This is a genomic window from Leeuwenhoekiella parthenopeia, from assembly GCF_020782115.1.
In the GTDB taxonomy this organism is placed as follows: Bacteria; Bacteroidota; Bacteroidia; order Flavobacteriales; family Flavobacteriaceae; genus Leeuwenhoekiella; species Leeuwenhoekiella parthenopeia.
Map to the genome: position 1 here is coordinate 100,735 of NZ_JAJGMW010000013.1, position 22,464 is coordinate 123,198.

General features: G+C 42.8%; 17 protein-coding genes and 1 tRNA gene. 14 read left to right on the forward strand and 4 right to left on the reverse strand.

The genetic code is table 11. The features are described from left to right. Positions 1–46 precede the first annotated feature (46 nt). Entirely contained in the window at positions 47–1,579 is a 1,533-nt protein-coding gene (locus tag LLW17_RS11180; RefSeq protein ID WP_228230347.1) for a phage tail-like protein, read from the reverse strand. Positions 1,580–1,984: 405 nt separating this feature from the next. Beyond that, complete coding sequence (locus LLW17_RS11185; RefSeq protein WP_228230348.1) at positions 1,985–3,898, reverse strand: phage tail-like protein; 1,914 nt, start codon at positions 3,896–3,898, stop codon at positions 1,985–1,987. Between the two features lie 1,111 nt (positions 3,899–5,009). Here LLW17_RS11185 and LLW17_RS11190 point away from each other — a divergent pair. After that, complete coding sequence (locus tag LLW17_RS11190; RefSeq protein ID WP_228230349.1) at positions 5,010–5,747, forward strand: hypothetical protein; 738 nt, start codon at positions 5,010–5,012, stop codon at positions 5,745–5,747. A gap of 2,984 nt (positions 5,748–8,731) precedes the next feature. On the opposite strand, the gene LLW17_RS11195 is transcribed toward LLW17_RS11190, so the two are convergent. Continuing rightward, positions 8,732–9,799, reverse strand: a complete 1,068-nt coding sequence (locus LLW17_RS11195) for a hypothetical protein (RefSeq protein WP_228230350.1) — start codon at positions 9,797–9,799, stop codon at positions 8,732–8,734. Positions 9,800–10,079: 280 nt separating this feature from the next. Here LLW17_RS11195 and nhaC point away from each other — a divergent pair, with 280 nt between their 5' ends. From nhaC to LLW17_RS11250, 11 genes are all read left to right on the forward strand, one after another. Continuing rightward, positions 10,080–11,561 (forward strand): Na+/H+ antiporter NhaC, encoded by a 1,482-nt coding sequence (gene nhaC, locus LLW17_RS11200; protein WP_228230351.1) that lies wholly within the window; start codon positions 10,080–10,082, stop codon positions 11,559–11,561. A gap of 322 nt (positions 11,562–11,883) precedes the next feature. Next, positions 11,884–12,522: a peroxiredoxin gene (locus LLW17_RS11205; protein WP_228230352.1), complete on the forward strand. Its 639-nt coding sequence runs from the start codon at positions 11,884–11,886 to the stop codon at positions 12,520–12,522. Between the two features lie 23 nt (positions 12,523–12,545). After that, positions 12,546–12,860, forward strand: a complete 315-nt coding sequence (locus LLW17_RS11210; protein WP_228230353.1) for a thioredoxin family protein — start codon at positions 12,546–12,548, stop codon at positions 12,858–12,860. Then, positions 12,841–13,089, forward strand: coding sequence for a DUF6952 family protein (locus LLW17_RS11215; RefSeq protein ID WP_228230354.1), 249 nt, complete (start codon positions 12,841–12,843; stop codon positions 13,087–13,089). Before LLW17_RS11210 ends, LLW17_RS11215 begins: the two co-directional genes overlap by 20 nt. Before the next feature lie 170 nt (positions 13,090–13,259). Then, complete coding sequence (tpx, locus tag LLW17_RS11220; RefSeq protein WP_228230355.1) at positions 13,260–13,760, forward strand: thiol peroxidase; 501 nt, start codon at positions 13,260–13,262, stop codon at positions 13,758–13,760. Continuing rightward, positions 13,760–14,131 (forward strand): diacylglycerol kinase, encoded by a 372-nt coding sequence (locus LLW17_RS11225; RefSeq protein ID WP_228230356.1) that lies wholly within the window; start codon positions 13,760–13,762, stop codon positions 14,129–14,131. The genes tpx and LLW17_RS11225 overlap by 1 nt, the downstream gene beginning before the upstream one ends. Positions 14,132–14,252: 121 nt before the next feature. Continuing rightward, positions 14,253–16,646, forward strand: a complete 2,394-nt coding sequence (locus tag LLW17_RS11230; protein ID WP_228230357.1) for a DNA translocase FtsK — start codon at positions 14,253–14,255, stop codon at positions 16,644–16,646. A 1-nt stretch (position 16,647) separates the two neighbouring features. Then, positions 16,648–17,304, forward strand: coding sequence for an outer membrane lipoprotein periplasmic chaperone LolA1 (gene lolA1 / locus LLW17_RS11235; RefSeq protein ID WP_491546741.1), 657 nt, complete (start codon positions 16,648–16,650; stop codon positions 17,302–17,304). A gap of 6 nt (positions 17,305–17,310) precedes the next feature. Continuing rightward, positions 17,311–18,924 carry an LptF/LptG family permease gene (locus LLW17_RS11240; RefSeq protein WP_228230359.1) on the forward strand — a complete coding sequence of 538 codons (1,614 nt, stop codon included), beginning with the start codon at positions 17,311–17,313 and terminating at the stop codon, positions 18,922–18,924. Positions 18,925–18,996: 72 nt separating this feature from the next. Then, entirely contained in the window at positions 18,997–20,142 is a 1,146-nt protein-coding gene (gene ribB, locus LLW17_RS11245; protein ID WP_228230360.1) for a 3,4-dihydroxy-2-butanone-4-phosphate synthase, read from the forward strand. 71 nt (positions 20,143–20,213) lie between these two features. Beyond that, positions 20,214–20,567 (forward strand): hypothetical protein, encoded by a 354-nt coding sequence (locus LLW17_RS11250; RefSeq protein ID WP_228230361.1) that lies wholly within the window; start codon positions 20,214–20,216, stop codon positions 20,565–20,567. Here LLW17_RS11250 and LLW17_RS11255 read toward each other — a convergent pair. Next, positions 20,562–21,191, reverse strand: a complete 630-nt coding sequence (locus LLW17_RS11255) for an NAD(P)H-dependent oxidoreductase (RefSeq protein ID WP_228230362.1) — start codon at positions 21,189–21,191, stop codon at positions 20,562–20,564. The two genes, LLW17_RS11250 and LLW17_RS11255, sit on opposite strands and share 6 nt — an antisense overlap. A 195-nt stretch (positions 21,192–21,386) precedes the next feature. Here LLW17_RS11255 and LLW17_RS11260 point away from each other — a divergent pair, with 195 nt between their 5' ends. Continuing rightward, positions 21,387–22,049: a SanA/YdcF family protein gene (locus LLW17_RS11260; protein ID WP_228230363.1), complete on the forward strand. Its 663-nt coding sequence runs from the start codon at positions 21,387–21,389 to the stop codon at positions 22,047–22,049. A gap of 89 nt (positions 22,050–22,138) precedes the next feature. Then, a tRNA-Ser gene (locus LLW17_RS11265) sits at positions 22,139–22,223 on the forward strand. The last annotated feature ends 241 nt before the right edge of the window (positions 22,224–22,464 follow it).

Below are 22,464 nucleotides of genomic sequence, written 5' to 3' on the forward strand. Positions count from 1 at the left end.
CAATTCTATTGCGCAGGCAAACTAATAAATTGCAGTTAAGAAAAGTCTATAAGGGTCGTACCAGTTCAAGATTAAAATTTGAATTTTCAAGCACAATCAAATTACGATTGCCATTGTCTTTACTTACATAAATACCAATCCCTGCGTTTCCGGTATAAGTTATCAAAACCGATTTTGTTGCAGACGCCGGTTGACCTGAAAAAGTGGGAATTAGAGTCACACTACCAGCGGGAATAAGATTGGTGCCATTATACAGGCGAAGTTCCACGGGTGTAGTTGTACCTCCTGAAGTTCCTGATTTAATCAGGCTTACAGAAAATGTTAGTCGGTAAATCCCGCCGGCTGCTGGAAAGGCATCTCCGTTATTGAATACTATTCCGTCTGGAGTGATCGTATTTACGTTAAACGGAATTTTCACCAAGTTGCTATTACCTACCGTAAAATCATAATTCAAATACCGGTCTCCATATCGCGTTACAGATTCTACCTCCTGCCAGGTAGCATTACCTGTTGCATCTGAAGTTAAGACTTTACCTGCTTCCTGATTACCATCAAGATACCGGAGCGTACCATCAACCTGAAGCTTTGCGGTAGGGTTTGAGGTTCCTATACCAACTTTAGTAGCGGCATAGGCATCAACCCTGGTATTGGTCGTGTTACCCAGAATAATGGTATTGTCAACTGCGGTCTGTGCGGGTCCTATTGCTATAGCATTTTGATGATTGGAAACCGCCTGATATCCCAAAGCAGTTGCGTTGTTACTGGTAGCCCGGCTTTGATTTCCTAAAGCCAGGGTATTATTTGAGGTAGATGTAGCTCCGTTTCCAAAGGCAAATGAACCGGTAGCTCCGGATCTGGCTGCAGCACCTATTGCATACGAATGAGTCGCTGTAGCTTGTGAAGACTCCCCAATTGCATAGGAACTTGTTCCGGACGCTGTTGAACTTTGTCCGATGGCATAACTTTTATTTTGGGAAGAAACAGCGCTTTCACCCAAGGCATAAGCATTACTGCCCGATGCGTTAGCTGCTTTACCAAAAGCATAATTGCTCGTATTACCTGCAGAAGCATTTTCACCCAGTGCAAAAGCCTGATTTGCACTGGAAGATGCACCCAAGCCTAACGCTATTCCACCATTAGGCTGTAGTCTGCCTATTTGTTGATTATTAAGTTTTAAATACAGATCGTGATAACTGGTCGTCCCTAAAAAAGTAGAACCATCATTTGCGCGGCCATTTAAACTATTTCCGTTTAGTGCCCAGCCTGCAGCACTACCTGAACCAGAGGTTGCTTTTGCACTAACCCAAAGGCTGCCATTCCAATAATACAAACCAGGGCTTACATCGTTTACCGTAGCGAGATTATAAACCAGTAATCCCTGTGCAGGACTGGTTACCGGCGCTGTATTGGTTGTCGCAACCAGATTTAAGCGTGGAATTAATAAACCGCGATTTGAAGAAGATAAATCCAAAATACTGGAATTATCCGGGGACGTAGTACCTATACCTACCTGTGAGAATGCATAAATAGGAATAAGAAATACTAAGAGAATGCTTAAGTCAAGTAATTTTTTAATCATGTCTGGGGTTCTAAGTTTGATTGTGTTAGCCGTGTTCTTTAAACACTTCGCGCACACTTACGTAGTGAACCCCAGATGCGGATGAGAATAAAATAAATTTTAATATTTATTTAACAGTACAATTCATATTTAATTGTTATCCAACATTTAATATAATTTTAAATAGTCAAAATCATCTGAATCAAATTCATATTCGCTGAATACAGAGCTACGCTATATAAATGAAATTCATTTATATTAGAAGTATACCAAGTTCCAATTTCAGTAATTGCCTTTAAGTAATACTGGCACACAAACTTCACGGCTGATACCAGATTTATGGTACGATCTCAGATTCAACCTGTAAGGAGTTTACGCATATAGCACATTAAAACGCTATTAGCTTTATCCCAGAAATTATAGAACTTAATCGATTAATTCTATCCTTAACGATGTGCCCTGTAAGATTTCGAGATCATCCCAGTCATCATTATCATCAGTATCAATGGTTTCCATATATAAATCAAAGCCCCTATATGTATCATTAATATTAACTAGAAATGATTTTGTAATTGTAACATACTCAGAATCATTGTTAAAATCAACGAAAGAAGAACTGTTTCTTAATTCAGTACCATATTCAGCTACATAGAATTTTAAAAATCCATTATCCCGGCGTCTGTAAAGATTGATTGTATACGTAAATTTATATACACCGGTCACTTCACGTGTCTGTATTCTAGTATTTGAAAGACTATTCAATCCCTTATTAGGTCCTGTATCTCCAAAAGAAACGACACGCCTTCGAGTATCAATATCAGACAATCTGTAACCCGTACCCACATAAATCTCCCCATACACATCTGTACCTCCGGAACCACCAGCAAGGGTTTGCCAGGTGGCATTACCATTAGCGTCTGAAGTCAATACCCGGTTTACTCCCTGATTACCATCAACATAACGAAAACTGTTTTCTAAGTGAAGTCTGGCCTGTGGGTTATTTGTGCCTATACCCACATTAGCGTTACTACCCAAAATAAGGGTGTTGGCATTGGGGGCAGAAGCATTAAAGCCAATAGCAATAGCATTTTGACCTGAAGCCTGTGCGTTATACCCAACCGCTAAACTTCGATAACCCGTGGCATCAGAATCGGCCCCAACAGCTATCGACTCATTCTGCTGAGTTCCTGCATTAGTACCAATAGCGATGGAGTTTTGACTGGTGGCCGTCGTACTGTTACCTAAAGCAATTGCATTGTTAGCCGAGCTTTGCGCTCCTAATCCCACTGCTATATTCTGAAAATTGGAAACCGCATTTTTACCTATGGCAATAGATTCATTACCATTTGCATCGGCATTATAACCCAGAGCAACCGCATCCTGATTAGCCTCACTCGAATAGCCAATAGCTACTGAATTGTTGGAGATTACATTAGAATCATTGCCTAAAGCGATGCCTCCTTCAGGACTAAAGCGTCCAATTTGTCGGTTATTAACCTTCAGAAATAAATCATTGTATGTAGTTGAGCCCAGAAAGGTAGAGCCGTCATTAGTGACCCCATTTAGATTATTACCTGTTAGCAACCAGCCCGATCCAGAACTGGAAGTCGCTGCCGGTGTTTGCCAGCTCACATTACCATTGGCATCTGAGGTAAGAACCCTGCCGGTTGCCTGATTCCCGTCTTCAAACCGAAAACTACCGGAAAGATGGAATTTGGTCTGGGGATCACTGGTTCCAATACCCACATTTTGACTGGCCCCACCTAAAATAATTGTATTAGCCCTGTTAGCTAAAGCATTAGTTCCTATTGCGAAGGCATCTGCAGCACTGGCATTGGAATTGAAGCCAAGGGCATAACTTCGCGCCCCACCCGCATTTGCCCCATTACCCAAAGCAAAAGCATTTGCTGCTACAGCTGTATTATTCAGTCCGAAGCTCACAGCTCCATTAGGCCTTAAGGTAGCTAAAGTTCTGTTTTCAGCTTTTAGTACCAGAGGTACATCGTTCAGGGTTCCTATAAAACTGTTTGCACCTGCATAATTACCCTGCAATTGCCAGCCCAAATCAACCCAGGCTGAACCATCGTAAAATACAAAGCCTTCGGAGATCGTGCTGGTAGCAGCCGTATTGTATACAATAAGACCCTTTACAGGACTGGCAATCGTAGCCGTATCATCAGCACCGGTAAGCGCTATTCGAGGTATAAGTAATCCGGCATGATCAGACTGAATATCCAAGATAGCCGCCGGATTCGGAGAGGTGGTTCCAATACCTACCTGAGCATTTAAAGCCAAAGACATCAAAAGAACATAGCTTATAAAAAGTAATTTTTTCATCATAAAAAATGGGTTTAGGGACTTAGTAAAATTTTGATTGTATAAGTGATAATAAGGTTCGCGTATCTGGAAGTGCTAAAACTTTGAGGTTTTAGAAAAATCCGATTAAAACACGATTAGAAACATATATACAGGACACAGGATTTCAGAGCTCAAAAAATAAATCACCCTCACTGCCAGCACTCTTGCAGCCTGGGAAAGCTTTTGTTTTTATGCTTTAAAATAATTTACGCGCGATCGCCAGTATGTAGGATATCCCGGTGTAAAACAGCCCTGATCGGGACAGTCTTACAGGTAGCGATGCCCGGCTGCGGGGTACAGGAAAAAACTGGATTTGATGCGACAACCAGATCACCTTCGGCCTTGGGAAAGCTAAAGGGGTTTGTCACACGACTATCCCAAAAGAATAGATGCGTTTTCATAAGTGGGTTGGTTTGGGACTAAACAGCTATACTGCTCAGGTTATGTTTTTTACAAGTGCAATAATACTATTAAATCGATAAATGCAAGTACAAAATCGATAAAATACACAGCTAACCCCCTCATAAATTGTATGTTATACATTAAAAAAACACCAGAAATCGGCATACTTTATAGGTTTTGTTTAACATTCTCTGCATTTAAATAAACAAAACTCCGGTTTAGCCTGCCAAAAATGATTTTTTCGTAAAAATTACAGTATCTCTTTTTTTTTAAGTTAAATACAGGAATCTTCCCAATTCAATACCTTGATATTCGCACTACCTTCACAAAATGAGCTTATAAACCTAAAATCATAATCCTAAGATTGGGCTGCCACAATCACTATTTCAGCCTTATACATTTCTGATGCGCGCTGCCAGACTCTGATCATGCATTGACCTGGACTGTTCTTATTTGAATCTGTACGAATTGAAAAAACGTTTGTACGGGACAACCTACTTTTTTCTAAAAAACAGACCGCTTTGCATAACCTGTTTATAAATTATGTACCTTAGATCTATTCACGGCCCCGCCCTACCCGGCCCACACTCACCCCACAGTGAGTCCACACTGAACCCACACTTTGCCACACTTTATGTGGACCTATTGTGGAAGCAGTCTGGAACCAATTTTAATTTAACACCAACCTGCAATGGCAAAATTAGATCCTAAAAACGGACTGGTAGGCAGTATAGGCCAGCTGGTATTTCGAAGCGTAAACGGTGAAACCGTAGTACAGGGAAGGCCCGAAAAAACGGGAAGGCCCCCTTCCGGGCGTTCCAAACAAACCGCTACCGATTTTGGGCGCGCCTCCCGAACCACCAGCAGCCTTATGAGGGGATTACGTCCTTTTCTTAGCAACATGTACGATTCTCAGTTTTTTAACCGCTTTCGCAAAGCAGTGTATCAGGGGATGAAAATGAATGATACCCTGCCCCAGGGCAGTTTTGATCTGTGGCAGGGGGAGCCCACCGTATTGGAAGGTCTGGAAGCCGACCTGAAAAATCAGTATCCGCGATACGTGCAAATGCCCGGGCTGGAGCTAAGCCTCGAAGCGGGAACTTTGGAAATCAGCGTACCCGAATTTAAAGCAGATAACCACCTGCACTGGCCGGTAAAGGCCAGTGAAGCCGAACTGGGATACTGGATCAGCGTCTATGACTCCAAAACCTACCAGGTGCTGCGGCACGAACTCTTTCGTATTCCCATTCCGCACAAAACGCAAAGTATACCTGCAACCCATTACACCACGACTGCATTGCCTGCAGAGGCCCTGCTTTTAGTTACAGCGGGGGTGTTTTACTATACCGCAGACTTTCGGATGGGGAAAGTATGTATGAATTCAAAAGCTTTTAATCCCACCCAGGTGCTGAAGGTTTTTAGGACGTAATCTTTTAAGATTCTTTATAAAATTATTTTTATGAGCTTATTAATAATTAAGTGCACAAAAGTCACTTGATTAGAAAGTTACGGCCTATCAGGAGGTTCTCGTGAAATTTGACGTGAGCGCAACGTCGCAGGCGGTTCTGTTTGAAGCCGCCAGAGCGGCCGAGTTAAGCGCATGCAGTGCAGCGAACAATAAATTTAGAGAACCTCCTGTAAGCCTTGATTTTTTGGTTCTTTTGTATCAAGACAAAAGAACAGAAATACAATTAGCAGTTGGAATTATCATTTAATTAAAATTTAATCTCTTTAGTAGCTGGAGCGTGTCAAACTGAGCGCAGTCGAGAAGTAAGGGCGTTCGAAACGAGCAGTTAGACCGATGTATCCAAAATCTACTTTGCAGGAAACATCCTAAAAAGAAAGCAGAAAAACATCCCTCCAAACCTCCCTTCAAAGGGAGGCTTTAAGTTTAGCGAAAACACTCCCTTCCTTTGAAGGAAGGGCCGCGGATGGATGTTACCTGAAACGATCTTCAATTTATAATATAAGCCTGTCGGGCAGCCTTGATTATCAGGAATGTCATTTCGATTGTATCACACGGAAGTTGCTCGTCAGGAGAATTAATAAAACACTAAGAAAACCAATTAATACATCAGTACCGGCCTATCAGGAGGTTCTCGTGAAATTTGACGTGAGCGCAACGTCGCAGGCGGTTCTGTTTGAAGCCGCCAGAGCGGCCGAGTTAAGCGCATGCAGTGCAGCGAACAATAAATTTAGAGAACCTCCTGTAAGCCTTGATTTTCTTGCCCGGCTGACTAGACGGGTTGGTTCGTTTTTTCATCGATGGAAAAAATGAACAGGAAAATGAATCGAAGTTATAGGTTCTAAATCATCTTCCGTTCATTTTCTTTACTCGCATAATTATTATCTCACGAGAGATCGTAATCTCAAACACCAAAAATCAAAGACTTGAGGGAGCGGGTGCTTAAGGTAGAATGGGAATTACTATTTGCACGCGATACAATCGCGCGCGAACAATGGGAGCGTAACACACTGAGCGCAGTCGAAGTGCTGTCGAGAAGTGCGTGGCGGTCAAAACCTACGTTGAGACCGGTGTATCAAAAAATCCACTTAGCAGGAAACATCCTAAAAAGAAAGCTGAAAAACATCCCTCCAAACCTCCCTTCAAAGGGAGGCTTTAAGTTTAGCGAAAACACTCCCTTCCTTTGAAGGAACTGCTGGGGATGGATGTTACCTGAAACGATCTTCAATTTATAATATAAGCCTGTCGGGCAGCCTTGATTATCAGGAATGTCATTTCGATCGTATCACACGGAAGTTGCTCGTCAGGAGAATTAATAAGACACTAAGAAAGTCAATTAATACATCAGTACCGGCCTATCAGGAGGTTCTCGTGAAATTTGACGTGAGCGCAACGTCGCAGGCGGTTCTGTTTGAGGCCGCCAGAGCGGCCGAGTTAAGCGCATGCAGTGCAGCGAACAATAAATTTAGAGAACCTCCTGTAAGCCTTGATTTTTTGGTTCTTTTGTATCAAGACAAAAGAACAGAAATACAATTAGCAGTTGGAATTATCATTTAATTAAAATTTAATCTCTTTAGTAGCTTGAGCGTGTCAAACTGAGCGCAGTCGAGAAGTAAGGGCGTTCGAAACGAGCGGTGAGACCGATAAATCCAAAATCTACTTTGCAGGAAACATCCTAAAAAGAAAGCAGAAAAACATCCCTCCAAACCTCCCTTCAAAGGGAGGCTTTAAGTTTAGCGAAAACACTCCCTTCCTTTGAAGGAAGTGCTGGGGATGGATGTTACCTGAAACGATCTTCAATTTATAATATAAGCCTGTCGGGCAGCCTTGATTATCAGGAATGTCATTTTGATCGTATCACACGGAAGTTGCTCGTCAGGAGAATTAATAAAACACTAAGAAAACCAATTAATACATCAGTGGCAGCCTGTTAGGAGGTTCTCGTGAAATTTGACGTGAGCGCAACGTCGCAGGCGGTTCTGTTTGAGGCCGGTGCGCCGGCCGAGTTAAGCGCATGCAGTGCAGCGAACAATAAATTTAGAGAACCTCCTGTAAGCCTAGATTTTCTTGCCCGGCTGACTAGACGGGTTGGTTCGTTTTTTCATCGATGGAAAAAATGAACAGGAATATGAATCGAAGTTATAGGTTCTAAATCATCTTCCGTTCATTTTCTTTACTCGCATAATTATTATCTCACGGAAGCTCATAAACTCAAACACCAAAAATCAAAGACTTGCGGGAGCGGGTGCTTAAGGTAGAATGGGAATTACTATTTGCACGCGATACAATCGCGCGCAAACAATGGGCTTACTGGCCCAAAGAAATCCTTTCGACAGATGCTCAGGGCTGGTTCACCAAAAGAAAACTTTTTAAATATTTATTAGTAAAGAGGAATATATTAGAAATAGTAAGCCAAAGACGAACATATCTAACTGTCACAAAAATATTTATGAATTTTAGAACTAAAACTATTTAATAATCAATACGTTTAAGAGACAGCGAAACAGTATTGGCAATTAAAAACATATTTACGCCAGAATTATTAATTGAATATGTCATGTAGACTCTTTCATTTGCAGCTAGTCTCACTAAAACGGATTTACTTATGTGAAATCTTTCATCGTGATTGGGGTTGTCACCCCAATCTATGGACGTACTTTTATTAATTTTTGTAGCTGCTCCACTACTAAAACCTTTTCTTAAATAAATATTAATATTCCCATTAGAATTATCATTTATAAAAATTCCGTAACTATATGTGATTTCATATACTCCAGCTTCATTTACCGCTATGTAGTCGGTAGGTAATGTACTATTTATTGATACGTTTCTGTTCAGCCCTGTGTCTGTACTATTGAACGTTATATTTGCAGTTCCATTTGAAATTGTAAGGTTTGAAGTTCTGTCAACCTCTCCGTAAACTTGATTTATAAGTGTTCGCCAGTCAGCTAGCCATTAGCATCTGATGTTAAGACCTTGCCTGCTCCCTGAGTTCCATCCACTATTTTAACGGAACCGGCTACATGTAGTTTTGTAGAAGGATTGTTAGTACCAATCCCGACATTTAGATTATTACCTAAAATTAGCGTATTAGGATTTGGGGCGTAAACGTTATTGCCTATAGCCACCGCATTAGCAGCCTGAGCCTGAGCAGAATTACCAATCGCAATAGCATCTGATCCCGAGGTATAGGTTGATTTACCTATTGAAATGGCGTGATCACCCTGAACCTGAGAACTTTGGCCAATTGCAATCGCTCCAGTTTTATTCGCAAAGGCTGCATCCCCGATAACTATACCATAAGTCCCCTGAGATTGTGTTGATCTCCCAATGGAAATTGAATTATTACTATCTGCATCCGCTTCACTTCCGATTACAATTGAGTTATTTGAACTTACTCTTGAATTGTATCCTACAATTAAACTATTAGAGGCTCCGCCAGCATCATAATCAGAAGCATATCCTAAAAATACATTATTTGCGGCTGTAGCATAATTATTAGCACCTGCAAGCTCTCCTAAGTAAACCGAATTTGAAGTGTTTAAGGTTTCTATCTGACCTCTTGAAGTAATTCGAGTTTTTAAAACATTATTTATTTTAATTTCTAAGGGTAGATTATTTAAGCTACCCAAAAAATTTCCGGAACTGATCGTATTGCCCGTCAGCTTCCAACTATCTCCTGAACTTGAAACTGATGTTGATTTTAAGGCTATCCATTTATTTTGAGACGAACTATATACATAAACCCCCTCTTCGGTGACATTTGAAGTCTGCCCACTAGGGCTTGTAGCAGCAACTGTAACATAAACCAAAGCAGCATTTTGATCTGAGGTATAAACTTTCGCCTTTAATTGATCACCCGTCATTCGAGGTAAAGCTACTCCATCAAGAGAAGTCGCATCTGCTGGTCTACCTGTAACATCAAGGGTTGTTTTTGGTGAGGTAGTTCCAATACCTACCTGAGCATGAGTTGCAAAAAATGCAAATAATGCAAAAATTATGAAATGGGGTTTCATCAATAAGTAATTATCTTCGTATTTTATCTTGTTTTTGTATTCGTTTGACTAGGAATCAGTGAATTATACAAGGACAAATGTAGGACAAGAAAAGCAATTAACCTATTAAATAACAAATATTTACGATTAAAGATTTCCTGATATAAAAATTACTCATTTTTTATTAGTTTAAAGATTACCCTATGAGTTTCAAGCATTCAAAACTTCTTAACATAAGCGATCCTGTGTTCTTAGTATTTCATTCATAATCCTTAAACTTGTACAAACTATATAAAAGATTATGACAAATCAGGATGCGGAAGAGCGTAACGAGCAAATTGTAGAAAACAGAGAACTCAGCATTTTTGAAGCCTTGATCCCAATACTCGCATTGGTAGGCATGCTGGCTTATAATGTTTTTGTGTTTGGCGATGATGCCCTAAGTGGTTCTAACCAGTTTATCTTAATTCTTGGTGCTGCTGTAGCCGCAATTGTGGGTTTCTTCAACAAAACCTCTTTTGAACTGATGATGGAAGAAGTTGCCCTCAATATAAAATCAACCGCGGGTGCTATTCTCATCCTCCTGCTGGTGGGAGCTTTGGCCGGAACCTGGCTTGTAAGTGGCATCATCCCCACGATGATTTATTACGGTATGCAAATCCTGAGTCCGTCTATATTTCTCGCAGCCTGCGTGGTGATCTGTGCCATCATTTCGGTCGCTACCGGAAGCAGCTGGACCACCTCGGCCACTGTAGGTATTGCACTTATAGGTATTGCCAATGCCCTGGGTATATCTCTTGGCATGACCGCAGGAGCTATTTTATCGGGGGCTTATTTTGGGGATAAGCTTTCACCCCTAAGCGATACAACAAACCTCGCCCCTGCCATGGCGGGTACCGATTTATTTACGCACATACAGTACATGCTATACACCACCGTGCCCTCTATAAGCATCACCCTGCTGGTCTTTATTATTATAGGTTTTAGTGTAGAGACCACAGGCCCCGCAGACAGCAGTGCTATTTTAGCCTCTATTGATGAAGCTTTTAATATCACGCCCTGGCTGTTTCTGGTACCGGCTCTGGTTATCTTTTTAATCATCAAAAAAACACCTCCCCTAATCGCCTTACTGGCAGGTACACTTTTAGGTGGAATCGCTGCGCTCATTTTCCAACCGGATTTGGTTGCCGGTTTGGGCGGAAGCACCAGCCTGAGTTTTGAAAGCGGCTACAAAGGGATTATGAATGCCATCACCGTTGATACTGCTATTGAAACCACCAATGAAGATCTCAATGACCTTTTTGCTGCCAGCGGAATGGCCGGGATGCTGGGTACCATTTGGCTGATTCTTTGCGCCATGACTTTTGGCGGTGTTATGGATGCCATTGGGGCGCTATCCCGTATCAGTAAGTTTATGCTTAATCTTTTTGACAGCACCTTTGGTCTATTTGCCAGTACCGTAGCCACCTGTATAGGCCTCAACGCCACTGCGAGCGATCAATACCTGGCTATTGTGGTCCCCGGACGCATGTATGCCAAGGCCTATCGCGATAAAGGTCTGGCCCCCGAAAACCTGAGCCGTACACTCGAAGACAGTGGTACCGTTACCTCGGTTTTGGTACCCTATAACACCTGTGGCGCCTATCAAAGCGGCGTATTGGGCGTTTCGGTAGCAGACTATTTTGTGTATGCCATTTTCAATTGGCTTAGTCCGTTTATGACCCTGATTTTTGCTGCGTTCAGCATTAAAATCCGTTCGCTCGCAGATGCCGGGAAGCAGTAACCAGGTCTTTATTTTTACCAAAGCGCTTTAAGTCGGTAAAGCGAAAACCTTATAGCTTCGTCAGGCTTCCGTATTACGGATGTTAAATATTTCTTAACAGTAAACAGGCTGGCCATTTTGCTTTGCAATACCGGCAAAGACAGGCTTCATTTGCTGCATATTCCTGATTTTTCACTCAAAAGCAACATCAATTTGATAATGCTTTCCGACTAAAAACCAACTATAAGAAAAGCCTATACCGGCATAACTTCTACACATTTTTTGCGGTTTTTTTTAGACGATGTGCTGGTTAGCTTTGCACCAAATTTAAAAACAAACAACAATGACATTAGTAGGAAAACAATTTCCAAATCTTGCAGTAGATGCTATGAATGAAATGGGCGATACCTTTAAAATTAACGTTTTGGAGGAAGCTAAAACGAACAACAAGAAAATTGTTTTGTTCTGGTATCCCAAAGATTTCACTTTTGTTTGCCCAACCGAGCTTCACGCATTTCAGGCTGCAATGGATGAGTTTGAAAAGCGCAATACGATGGTTATAGGTGCTTCTTGCGACACTCCGGAAGTGCACTTTGCATGGTTAAACACTCCAAAAGATGATGGCGGAATCGAAGGTGTAACCTATCCTATTCTTGCCGATACCAACCGCAATCTGGCCAATCGTCTGGGAATTCTTGACATTACAAACGAGCGTTACGATGAAGAAACCGGGGTGCTTACCGTAGACGGTGATAACGTAACCTATCGTGCAACCTACCTTATTGACGAGGAAGGAACCGTATTTCACGAAGGTGTAAACCATATGCCGGTAGGCCGTAACGTAAATGAATTTTTACGTTTAATTGATGCCTATGCTCACGTACAGAAAAACGGGGAAGTATGTCCTGCAAACTGGGAAGAAGGCAAGCAGGCAATGAACGCCAACCGTGATGGTGTAGCTACGTATCTGGCTTCAAATTAATAGAAAACTTAAAAAACTTGACTATGTTAAAGCAACTCGATCAGGATAATCTGGCAGAATGGGTATCGTCTAACGACACCGTGGTGGTGCAGTATATGGCAAGCTGGTGTGGTAACTGCCGTTTGATGAAGCCTAAGTTTAAAAAACTGGCTACAGAACACGAGGATACCGCATTCTTGCTCGTAGATGCTGAAAAATTTCCGGAAAGCAGAAAGCTCGCCACAGTAGACAACCTGCCTACTTTTGCGACTTTTAAGAACGGAAACTTTGTTAATCAGGTTCAGACCAATAAGTTTGAAAACCTAAAAGAACTCGTTGATGAAATTACCAGTAATTAAACATTTGCAAAAAAACAACAGCAACGAAGCCCTGCAACATACTATTGACGTGCTTGAATCCTTTACCGAACACCGTTCGGTAAGCGATGCCGAAATGGATGTTATAGGCGAGTTGATAACCAATCTCTGCGGTGCTGTTGAAATGCATGAGATGATCGCCGGCGGAATGTCTGAACGCGATGCCGCAAACGGCTTTGCTCAGAAAGTTTTAGGTTCGATAGACCGCTAAAAGCTTCAGACTGAACGAGGTTTAAAACAGGTTCAACCCTTTTAAAAAGCTTCTGCATTACGCGGAAGCTTTTTTCGTTTCAGGAAAAGTGTGAAACCAGAAATTGGCATTCCTTTAATTGGCGTTCGTTTTTTATATGCCTACTTTTACGCCTTACAAAACCAAAAATCATGGCAAACATAACTCTGGGAGGAAACCCTACGCATACCAGTGGCGAGCTTCCTGAAAACGGAACGCAAGCACCAGATTTTAAACTTTCAAGAACCGATCTTCAGGAAAGTACCCTTGAAGATTTTAAGGGTAAGAAAGTTGTGATGAATATTTTCCCGAGTGTAGATACGGGGGTGTGTGCCGCTTCGGTACGCAAGTTTAATGAAGAAGCTTCTGATCTTGAGAACACCGTAGTGCTTTGCATTTCTCGCGACCTTCCTTTTGCACAGGCTCGTTTTTGCGGAGCAGAGGGTCTGGAGCAGGTACAGGTACTTTCAGACTTTAAAGACGGGAAATTTGGGAAAGACTACGGGCTTCTAATTGCTGACGGGGCATTTGCCGGTCTGCACAGCCGCGTTGTTATAGTGCTCGATGACAATCACAAAGTGATTTATTCTGAGCAGGTACCCGAAATAGGTCAGGAACCCAACTACGAGGCCGCCCTGCGCGCACTGGCTTAATGGAACAACCCAAAGAACCCTTTATTATAAACCGCCTCAAAGCCTTTAAATATGCCTTTAAAGGTGCATTTTACCTCGTGCGTACAGAAGCCAGCATCAAGGTGCAGGTTTTCTGTGCGCTGGTGGTTTGTGTTTTGGGTTTTTACCTCGACATTACCCCGATGGAGTGGTGTATTCAGTTACTGGCAATTGCTTTGGTACTGGCTGTAGAGGGTCTCAACAGCGCCATTGAGAAAATAGCCGATTTTGTGCATCCCGATTACCATAAAAAAATAGGTATTATCAAAGATGTCTCGGCAGGCGCAGTAACCTTTGCCGCCGTCATTGCAGCCATTATAGGTTTTATAATCTATATCCCCTACCTCTTCTAAAATTTTATCGGCAGAGTACCGTTTGATATTTGTATTTTTACGCCCGACTAAAAAAACAGATGTAACCACAGCTCCTTTGCGAGCTCTTTTATAAGCAGACCTACTAAGCTTAGTACTACGAATGGCCCGAAAAAAAGCGAAAACCAAATCTACGACTCCTAAAAAGCAGCCGGTGAAAATCAGTTTTAAACTGAGTAAACAGCAAAAAATTGTTTTAGGAAGTTTCCTGTTCCTGCTGGGAATCGCCCTTTTGTTTTCATTCCTGTCCTATTTTTTCAGCTGGCAGGCCGACCAGAGTACCCTTAACAGTCTCGGCGACCGCAGCGTGGAAGCTCAAAACTGGCTCAATAAATTTGGCGCTGCTCTTGGTGATTTTTTCATCTACCAGGGATTTGGCATCGCTGCATTTGCATTAGCCGTATTGGTGACTCTTACCGGTTTCTATTACTTTTTTGACCGGCCCAAAAAAAGCCTGCAGGCCTACTGGTTTTGGGGTATTATCGTTATGTTGTGGTTTTCGGTCTTCTTCGGTTTTTTTGCTCAAAGCAATGCGCTGCTGGGCGGAATGGTAGGTTTTGAACTCAACGATTTTCTTCAGGATTATCTGGGACTTATAGGCACCATTCTCGTTCTCGCATTTGTAGCTATCGTCTATCTGGCCGTGAGGCTCAAACTTACACCAGAGCTGGTGGGACAATACCTTTCGCGCAAGCGCAATGATTTAAAGTCTGAATTTGATGAGCAGGACGACGAGATCTCGTTTGAAGACACCGCTTTTGAGAAAGACAATATCGAGCTTCCCGTAGACGATGCAGCTGATGAAGATTTGGAGGATTTTGAAGAGCCCGTGCTCAAGTCTGCCCCGGCCCCTGCTCCTGCTCCACCCAAACCCGTGGTCAACGAAGCTCCCAAACCCGCAGCAGACGAAGAGTTTGAGATTGAAATAGAAGAAACTATTGAAGAAGAAGAGGTCGAAGAAAACCTGAGTACCAAACTGGTTCAGGATTTCGGGGAGTTTGACCCTACTCTTGAACTCAGCAATTATAAATTTCCGTCAATCGAGCTGCTTAAAGACTATACGCAGGGTCAGAGCATCACCATAGATCAGGAAGAGCTTGAAGAAAATAAAAACCGTATTGTAGATACGCTTAAAAACTACAAGATAGACATCGCGCACATCAAGGCGACCGTAGGTCCAACAGTAACGCTTTATGAAATTGTGCCCGAGGCCGGTATACGCATCTCCAAGATCAAAAACCTGGAGGATGATATCGCGCTTTCCCTTTCGGCTTTAGGAATACGCATCATTGCCCCGATTCCCGGGAAGGGAACCATTGGTATTGAGGTACCCAATAAAAACGCCCGTATCGTATCGATGCGCTCGGCGATTGCCTCTCCTAAATTTCAAAATGCAGAAATGGAACTGCCCCTGACTTTGGGCAAAACCATTTCAAACGAAACTTTTGTTGTTGATCTGGCCAAAATGCCTCACCTGCTTATGGCAGGAGCCACGGGTCAGGGTAAATCGGTAGGACTTAATGCCATTTTGACCTCATTGCTCTATAAAAAGCATCCGGCAGAGGTGAAATTTGTACTGGTAGACCCCAAAAAGGTAGAACTTACCCTGTTTAACAAAATCGAGCGGCATTACCTGGCTAAACTTCCCGATACCGAAGAAGCCATCATTACCGACAATACCAAGGTTATACATACCCTAAACTCCCTGTGTATTGAGATGGATAACCGCTATGATCTGCTGAAAGATGCGATGGCGCGCAACATTAAAGAATACAATGCCAAGTTTAAAAAGCGCAAACTCAATCCCAACAATGGTCATAAATACCTGCCCTATATCGTGCTGGTAATCGATGAGTTTGCAGACCTAATTATGACCGCCGGTAAGGAGGTTGAAACTCCTATAGCACGTCTGGCACAGCTGGCACGGGCGATTGGTATTCACCTTATTGTTGCAACCCAGAGACCTTCGGTAAACGTAATCACCGGTATCATTAAAGCAAACTTTCCCGCGCGTATCGCCTTTAGGGTAACTTCAAAAATCGATTCGCGTACCATTCTGGACAGTCAGGGAGCCGATCAGCTTATAGGCCGTGGAGATATGTTGTTTACGCAGGGTAACGAACTCGTTCGCGTACAGTGTGCCTTTGTCGACACTCCGGAAGTTGAAAAAATAACCGACTTTATCGGTTCGCAAAAAGCCTATCCTGATGCGCATTTACTTCCGGAATATGTGGGAGAAGAAGGTGGCACAAGTCTTGATATAGATGTCGGCGAACGGGATGCTTTGTTTGTGGAAGCTGCCGAAGTCATTGTAACCGCCCAGCAGGGAAGTGCCTCGTTATTGCAACGTAAACTTAAACTGGGTTACAACCGTGCAGGACGAATCATCGACCAACTGGAGGCTGCGGGCATTGTAGGCCCCTTTGAAGGCAGTAAAGCCAGACAGGTACTCGTTACAGATTTAAATGCATTACATCAACAATTAAATAATGAATAATATGAAATTTTATAAAACACCTGTAATCGCTGCCCTTGTATTTTGGTTTGCAGCCTTTTCTGCAGGATACGCACAGGATACTAAAGCTAAGGCTCTTTTAGATCAGGTTTCGGCTAAAGTGAAGAGCTATGACAATATGTTTATAGACTTTAAATACGGGCTTTCTAATGATGCTGCAGGCATCAATCAGGAAACGCGTGGGGACGTCACTTTAGATGGTGACAAGTACAAACTCAATCTGATGGGTACCATGCAGATGTATGACGGCAAAAAACTGTACACCATTGTTCCCGAAGATGAAGAAATCACCATTTCCACTCAGGATCCGGGAGACGATGACGCTATTACCCCTTCAAAAATGCTGACCTTTTTCAACAAAGGCTATTCCTATAAATGGGATATCGAGCAAAACGTAAGCGGTCGTAAAATACAGTACATCAAGCTTACGCCTATAGATTCTAACAGCGAACTGAAATCTGCTTTGCTGGGCGTTGATGTTCAAACCAAACACATCTACCGCCTCATTATGACTCAGAAAAACGGCAGTAAAATCACCATCACTGTAAACTCATTTAAGACAGACCAGCCCTTACCCGGCAACCTGTTTGTCTTTGACGAATCTAAATACGGCGATTACTACATCAACAGATTAGACTAATTTGTCTTGAAAATACTGGATCGTTATATACTGGTAACCTTTATCAAGAACTTTCTGAGTACGTTCATCATTTTGATGTTCATATTCGTACTGCAAACGGTATGGTTGTACATCAAAGAGCTCGCCGGGAAAGATCTTGATCTGGTTATCATTGTAAAATTCCTGCTGTATTTTTCACCACGTCTGGTTACGCTGGTTTTACCGCTTACCGTGCTGCTCACCAGTATTATGACTTTCGGTAATTTTGCCGAAAATTATGAGTTTGCAGCGATGAAATCTACCGGGATTTCCCTGCAACGCGCCATGCGCAGCCTTACTGTTTTCATTTTGATCTTAGCCGGAACTTCGTTTCTTTTTGCCAATTATGTGATTCCCGCTGCCGAGTTTGAATCCCTCAATTTGAGGCGGAATATCGCACAGGTAAAACCGGCGATGGCGATTACTAAAGGCCAGTACAATACCATTGGAGAAAACTATGTGATGAAAATCGCCGATAAGGAAGGTGAAAACGGGCAGTTCCTGAAAGATGTGATCATCTACCAGAAAGATCCTTCCCGCACGGGTAATTTTACCGTGATTAAAGCCAAAGAAGCCGAACTCATAAGCGCCGAAGGAGACAATGTACTTTCGCTAAAGCTTATAGACGGCAATTACTACGATGAAGTAGAGCAAAAAGATTATCAAAAGCAAAGACGCGAGCCTTTCGTAAAAAGCTACTTTGAAACCTATACCATCAATATTGATCTGAGCGAACTCGACAATGTAGATATGGACGAAAAAAGCATCGACAATGCCTATACCATGCTTACCGTCTCCCAACTCAACGACACGCTGATTGATATTTCAAAAAATTACAGCAATTACCTGAAATCACGGGGCACAACCGAATTGCGGGAAATGCAATTGCGCCCGCTGGATACCTCCTACCTCTCTAATATTCCGGTAGACACCACCCGGGTTATGGAGGATGAACTGATCAAAAACTTCAGCCTTTCTTCACAGGCGCAGGTGTTGCGCGGAGCCGAAACCAGCGCGAAAAATAATATTACCTCCATTAAAGGGCAAAAGACTAACAATCAGGTTAAGATTAAAACCTTAAGCAAATATGAGATTGCGCTGCACGAGAAGTTTGTTTTGGCCTTTGGCTGTGTTATTCTCTTTTTTGTAGGAGCCCCTCTGGGAGCAATCATTCGCAAAGGTGGTCTGGGCCTGCCTATTGTTATTGGAGTAGCGCTTTTTCTCACCTACCATTTCATTGGGATTTTTGCTAAAAACAGCGCCGAAGACGGCAGCGTTTCTGCCTGGGTCGCCAGCTGGTTAAGCACGCTTATTCTGTTTCCACTGGGAGTTTACCTCACCTACAGAGCTACTACAGATCAGGGCTTATTTGATCTGGAAGGCTTTCTCGATCCCATCAAGAAACTGTTTAAAAAGAAAAATGCCGATGCGATTGATCCCGAACAGCCTCTTGCCGATTTTGATTTAAGCAATTCGGAAAAGGCGATTTTGAAGACCAAAAATCAGCGCGAACTTGAAGACATTGTAGCCAACTACGAGCAATACGGGTATACCGAAAAGTTTAAAGAAGCTGCAGAAACCTTACTGAAAAGCTACAATTAACCCCTGTTCTTTTTAAAGCAGGACTGCCTGAAAGCAGTCTAAATTGTACCTTTGCTTCCCTAAAACGAATTTATGACCGTGCAAACCCGTCCGCAAAATATTCAGCTTAATACCATTGAAGAAGCTATAGAAGAGATCAAAAATGGTAAGGTAATCATTGTGGTAGATGACGAAGACCGGGAAAATGAAGGCGATTTTTTGGCTGCTTCAGAAACAGTCACACCCGAAACCATCAACTTTATGGCCAAACACGGCCGCGGCCTCATCTGTGCTCCCATAACCGAAGAGCGCTGCAAAGAGCTGAAACTGGAAATGATGGTAGGCACTAACAGCGACCCGATGGAGACGGCATTTACGGTTTCGATCGATTTAAAAGGTCACGGGGTCACTACAGGCATCAGTGCTTCAGACCGTGCAAAAGCCGTACGTGCACTCATCAACCCCGATATTAAACCCTGGGATTTTTCTAAACCCGGTCATATTTTTCCGCTTAAAGCCAAAGAAGGCGGGGTTTTACGACGCACCGGCCATACCGAGGCTGCCATAGATTTTGCAAGGCTTGCCGGTTTTGCTCCCGCAGGTGTGATCGTTGAGATTATGAACGAAGACGGTAGCATGGCGCGCCTGCCCCAATTGATGGAGGTTGCTAAAAAGTTTGATTTAAAGATCGTCTCGATTGCAGACCTGGTGGCCTACCGTATGCAACACGACTCGCTCATTGTGAAAAAAGAAGATTTTGAACTGCAAACCCGCTACGGCAGCTTTAGGATCAGGGCCTATCAACAAACCACAAACGATCAGGTGCATATCGCCCTGACCAAAGGAACCTGGGGTATTGATGAGCCTGTACTGGTACGGGTAAACTCGTCTTTTGTAAACAATGACATTTTAAGCACGCTTACTCAGGAAAGTGATAAGAAGCTCGAAAAGATCTTTGATCTTATCAACAAAACCGGAAAAGGAGCAGTTGTTTTTATCAATCAGGAGAATGTAGCCAGCAAATTGCTTTCGCGTTTAGCAGATTTAAAAGAACGTCAAACCACCGAAAGACCGGCAGACTCCTCACCTAAGATGGATTTAAAGGATTTTGGTATTGGGGCTCAGATTCTTCACGATCTCGGGATTTCGAAGATCAGATTACTCTCAAACAGTGAAGATCACAAGCGCGTAGGTATGATAGGTTATGGCCTTGAGATTATGGATCGCGTGACGTATTGATGAAACTTTTTTGCTTCCGCTGCAACAAAAGGCTTATCTTGAAGTAATTAGATATATACATCTATCGCATTATGAAAAATCTATACTTCTTAGGTCTTCTGCTTCTGGGCGCTTCAGCTTCGGCAGGTGCCCAAACAAATCAAATTCTTCCTCAAAAAGAGCAGGATAGCATTTTACAGAAACTGCAGCAGCAGCCCTTCCCTTCCATCAACAAACCTTTTAAAGCGCTAACACTTGATCCTGAGCTTTTGAGTTTGGATCACAACCTGGCCTCAAAAACCCCTTTTCAGTACACCATGCCCATCTTTAAGCCTGATGCGATTTACGACAGGTCTATGAAAGTCCTGAAACCGAGCAAGGCTTACGAATATAAAATGCGCATTATAGACCAGCCCGTGCAGAACACGCAGCGCGATCAATCATAAATGGATGATGGTTTCTGAGGTAGCGCGGCGCACTTTTTTAAAGTCGGCAAACATATCGTCCTGAGCGCGATAACCCACGGGTAACACCAGAGTACTGGTGATTCCGTGCGAATTAAGCCCCAGGATTTCGTCATACTGCCCGGATATAAAGCCTTCCATAGGGCAGGCATCTATTTCCTCGAGGGCACAAACGGTGAGCAAATTACCCAAAGCCAGATAGGCCTGGTTTACGGCCCATTGCCGGGTTTTTTCGGCGTCCTGATTTTCAAACTGCTTTTTTAGCGTCTCCCGAAAAGGTTTCAATATCGTTTCGGGCGTATCGCGCACCTCCTGAACCAAATCAAAATAAGATTGCACATAGGGTGCTTTTACTTCGTTCTCAACACAAATAACCAAAACGTGAGAGGCATCGCGCACCTGAGTCTGATTCATGGAAGCTTTAACCAGTTGCTCCTGCAGCTTTTCATCTGCAATCACCACCAGACGCAGGGGCTGCAAGCCGTAAGAGGTTGCGGTAAGATTAAAAGCTTCGGTTAAAACCCCGATTTGGGTGGAAGTAAGTTTTTTACTGGCATCAAACTTTTTAACGGCATAGCGCCAGTTGAGGCTTGTGATCACATTCATAAAGCAGATTTTTTTTCAAAGTTAAGACCTTCGCGGGATTATGTGGAGCTATTCTTTTAAAATGGCTTTATTAAATGCGATTTCGCCTCCTTTATTGCAAAAAGCTTACTAATTTTAAAGCCTGCTCGATACCAACAAGCGTACAACCAACGTTAGAGCATAAGCCCTGTAAACAGGCCAGACACGCAACCTACTATGTTTAAAAACAATTTGGTCTTTCTTAAAATTCTGCGGTATTTAATACTGGGGTTTTTACTGATTTTACTGATAACCTCGGGGCTTTCACTGTACATCAGACACACGACCAAAGATTATATTTTTGAACGCACTCAGGATCTGCCGGAAGCCTATACCGTATTGGTACTGGGAGCCAGTGTACGCAGCAACGGCGAACTCTCAACGATTTTACGCGACCGGGTCGAGTCGGCCCTCCTGCTCTATTCTCAGGGTAAGGTAAAACGGTTTTTACTATCGGGTGACAATGGCACTACCAGTTACAACGAACCGGTGGCCATGAAAAAATACCTGCGGGAACGCGGGGTTCCTGAGGAAGCTATTTTTATGGATTTTGCCGGCTTTGACACCTACGACTCGGTGTACCGGGCATCCTATATTTTTGAGGTAGACCGGGCTATTGTGGTGACGCAACACTTTCATCTGCCCCGCGCCATTTACATCGCCCGAAGTATGGGGCTTGATTATTACGGTTATATTGGCGACCGAAGAACTTATGGGATGGAATCGCGTAACCGCTATCGGGAAATTGCGGCAAATTTAAAAGCCTGGGGCGAATTGCTTATCGGCAAAGAGCCTCATTTTAAGGGAGATAAAATCCCGATTACAGGCAAAAATAATTAAGCTAAAAATCCCTGTAATTTTTTGGTCGGAAATTGAAAAAACTTTCTATATTTGCACCCGCAATCAGCAAATAGCTGATGAGACACTCAGGAGAAATGGCAGAGTGGTCGATTGCGGCAGTCTTGAAAACTGTTGAGGGTCACACCTCCGGGGGTTCGAATCCCTCTTTCTCCGCGATCAAGCGCAAGGCTTGAAATACTAAAAACCGCTCAAGTTTACTTGAGCGGTTTTTTTATTTAAAGACTTAGGCATTTGCAAAATGCTGAAAGTGGGATGTTGGAACAAAATGGATCAATCCTAATTGTTGTGTTTAAGCAAAAATTGTAGTTAATCTGTATAGAAAGAATTCTATGTTTTTTACTCCTCTAAATTGGCTTCTAAATGCTTTGATCTTTGCATTGAAGGACTCAGCTGA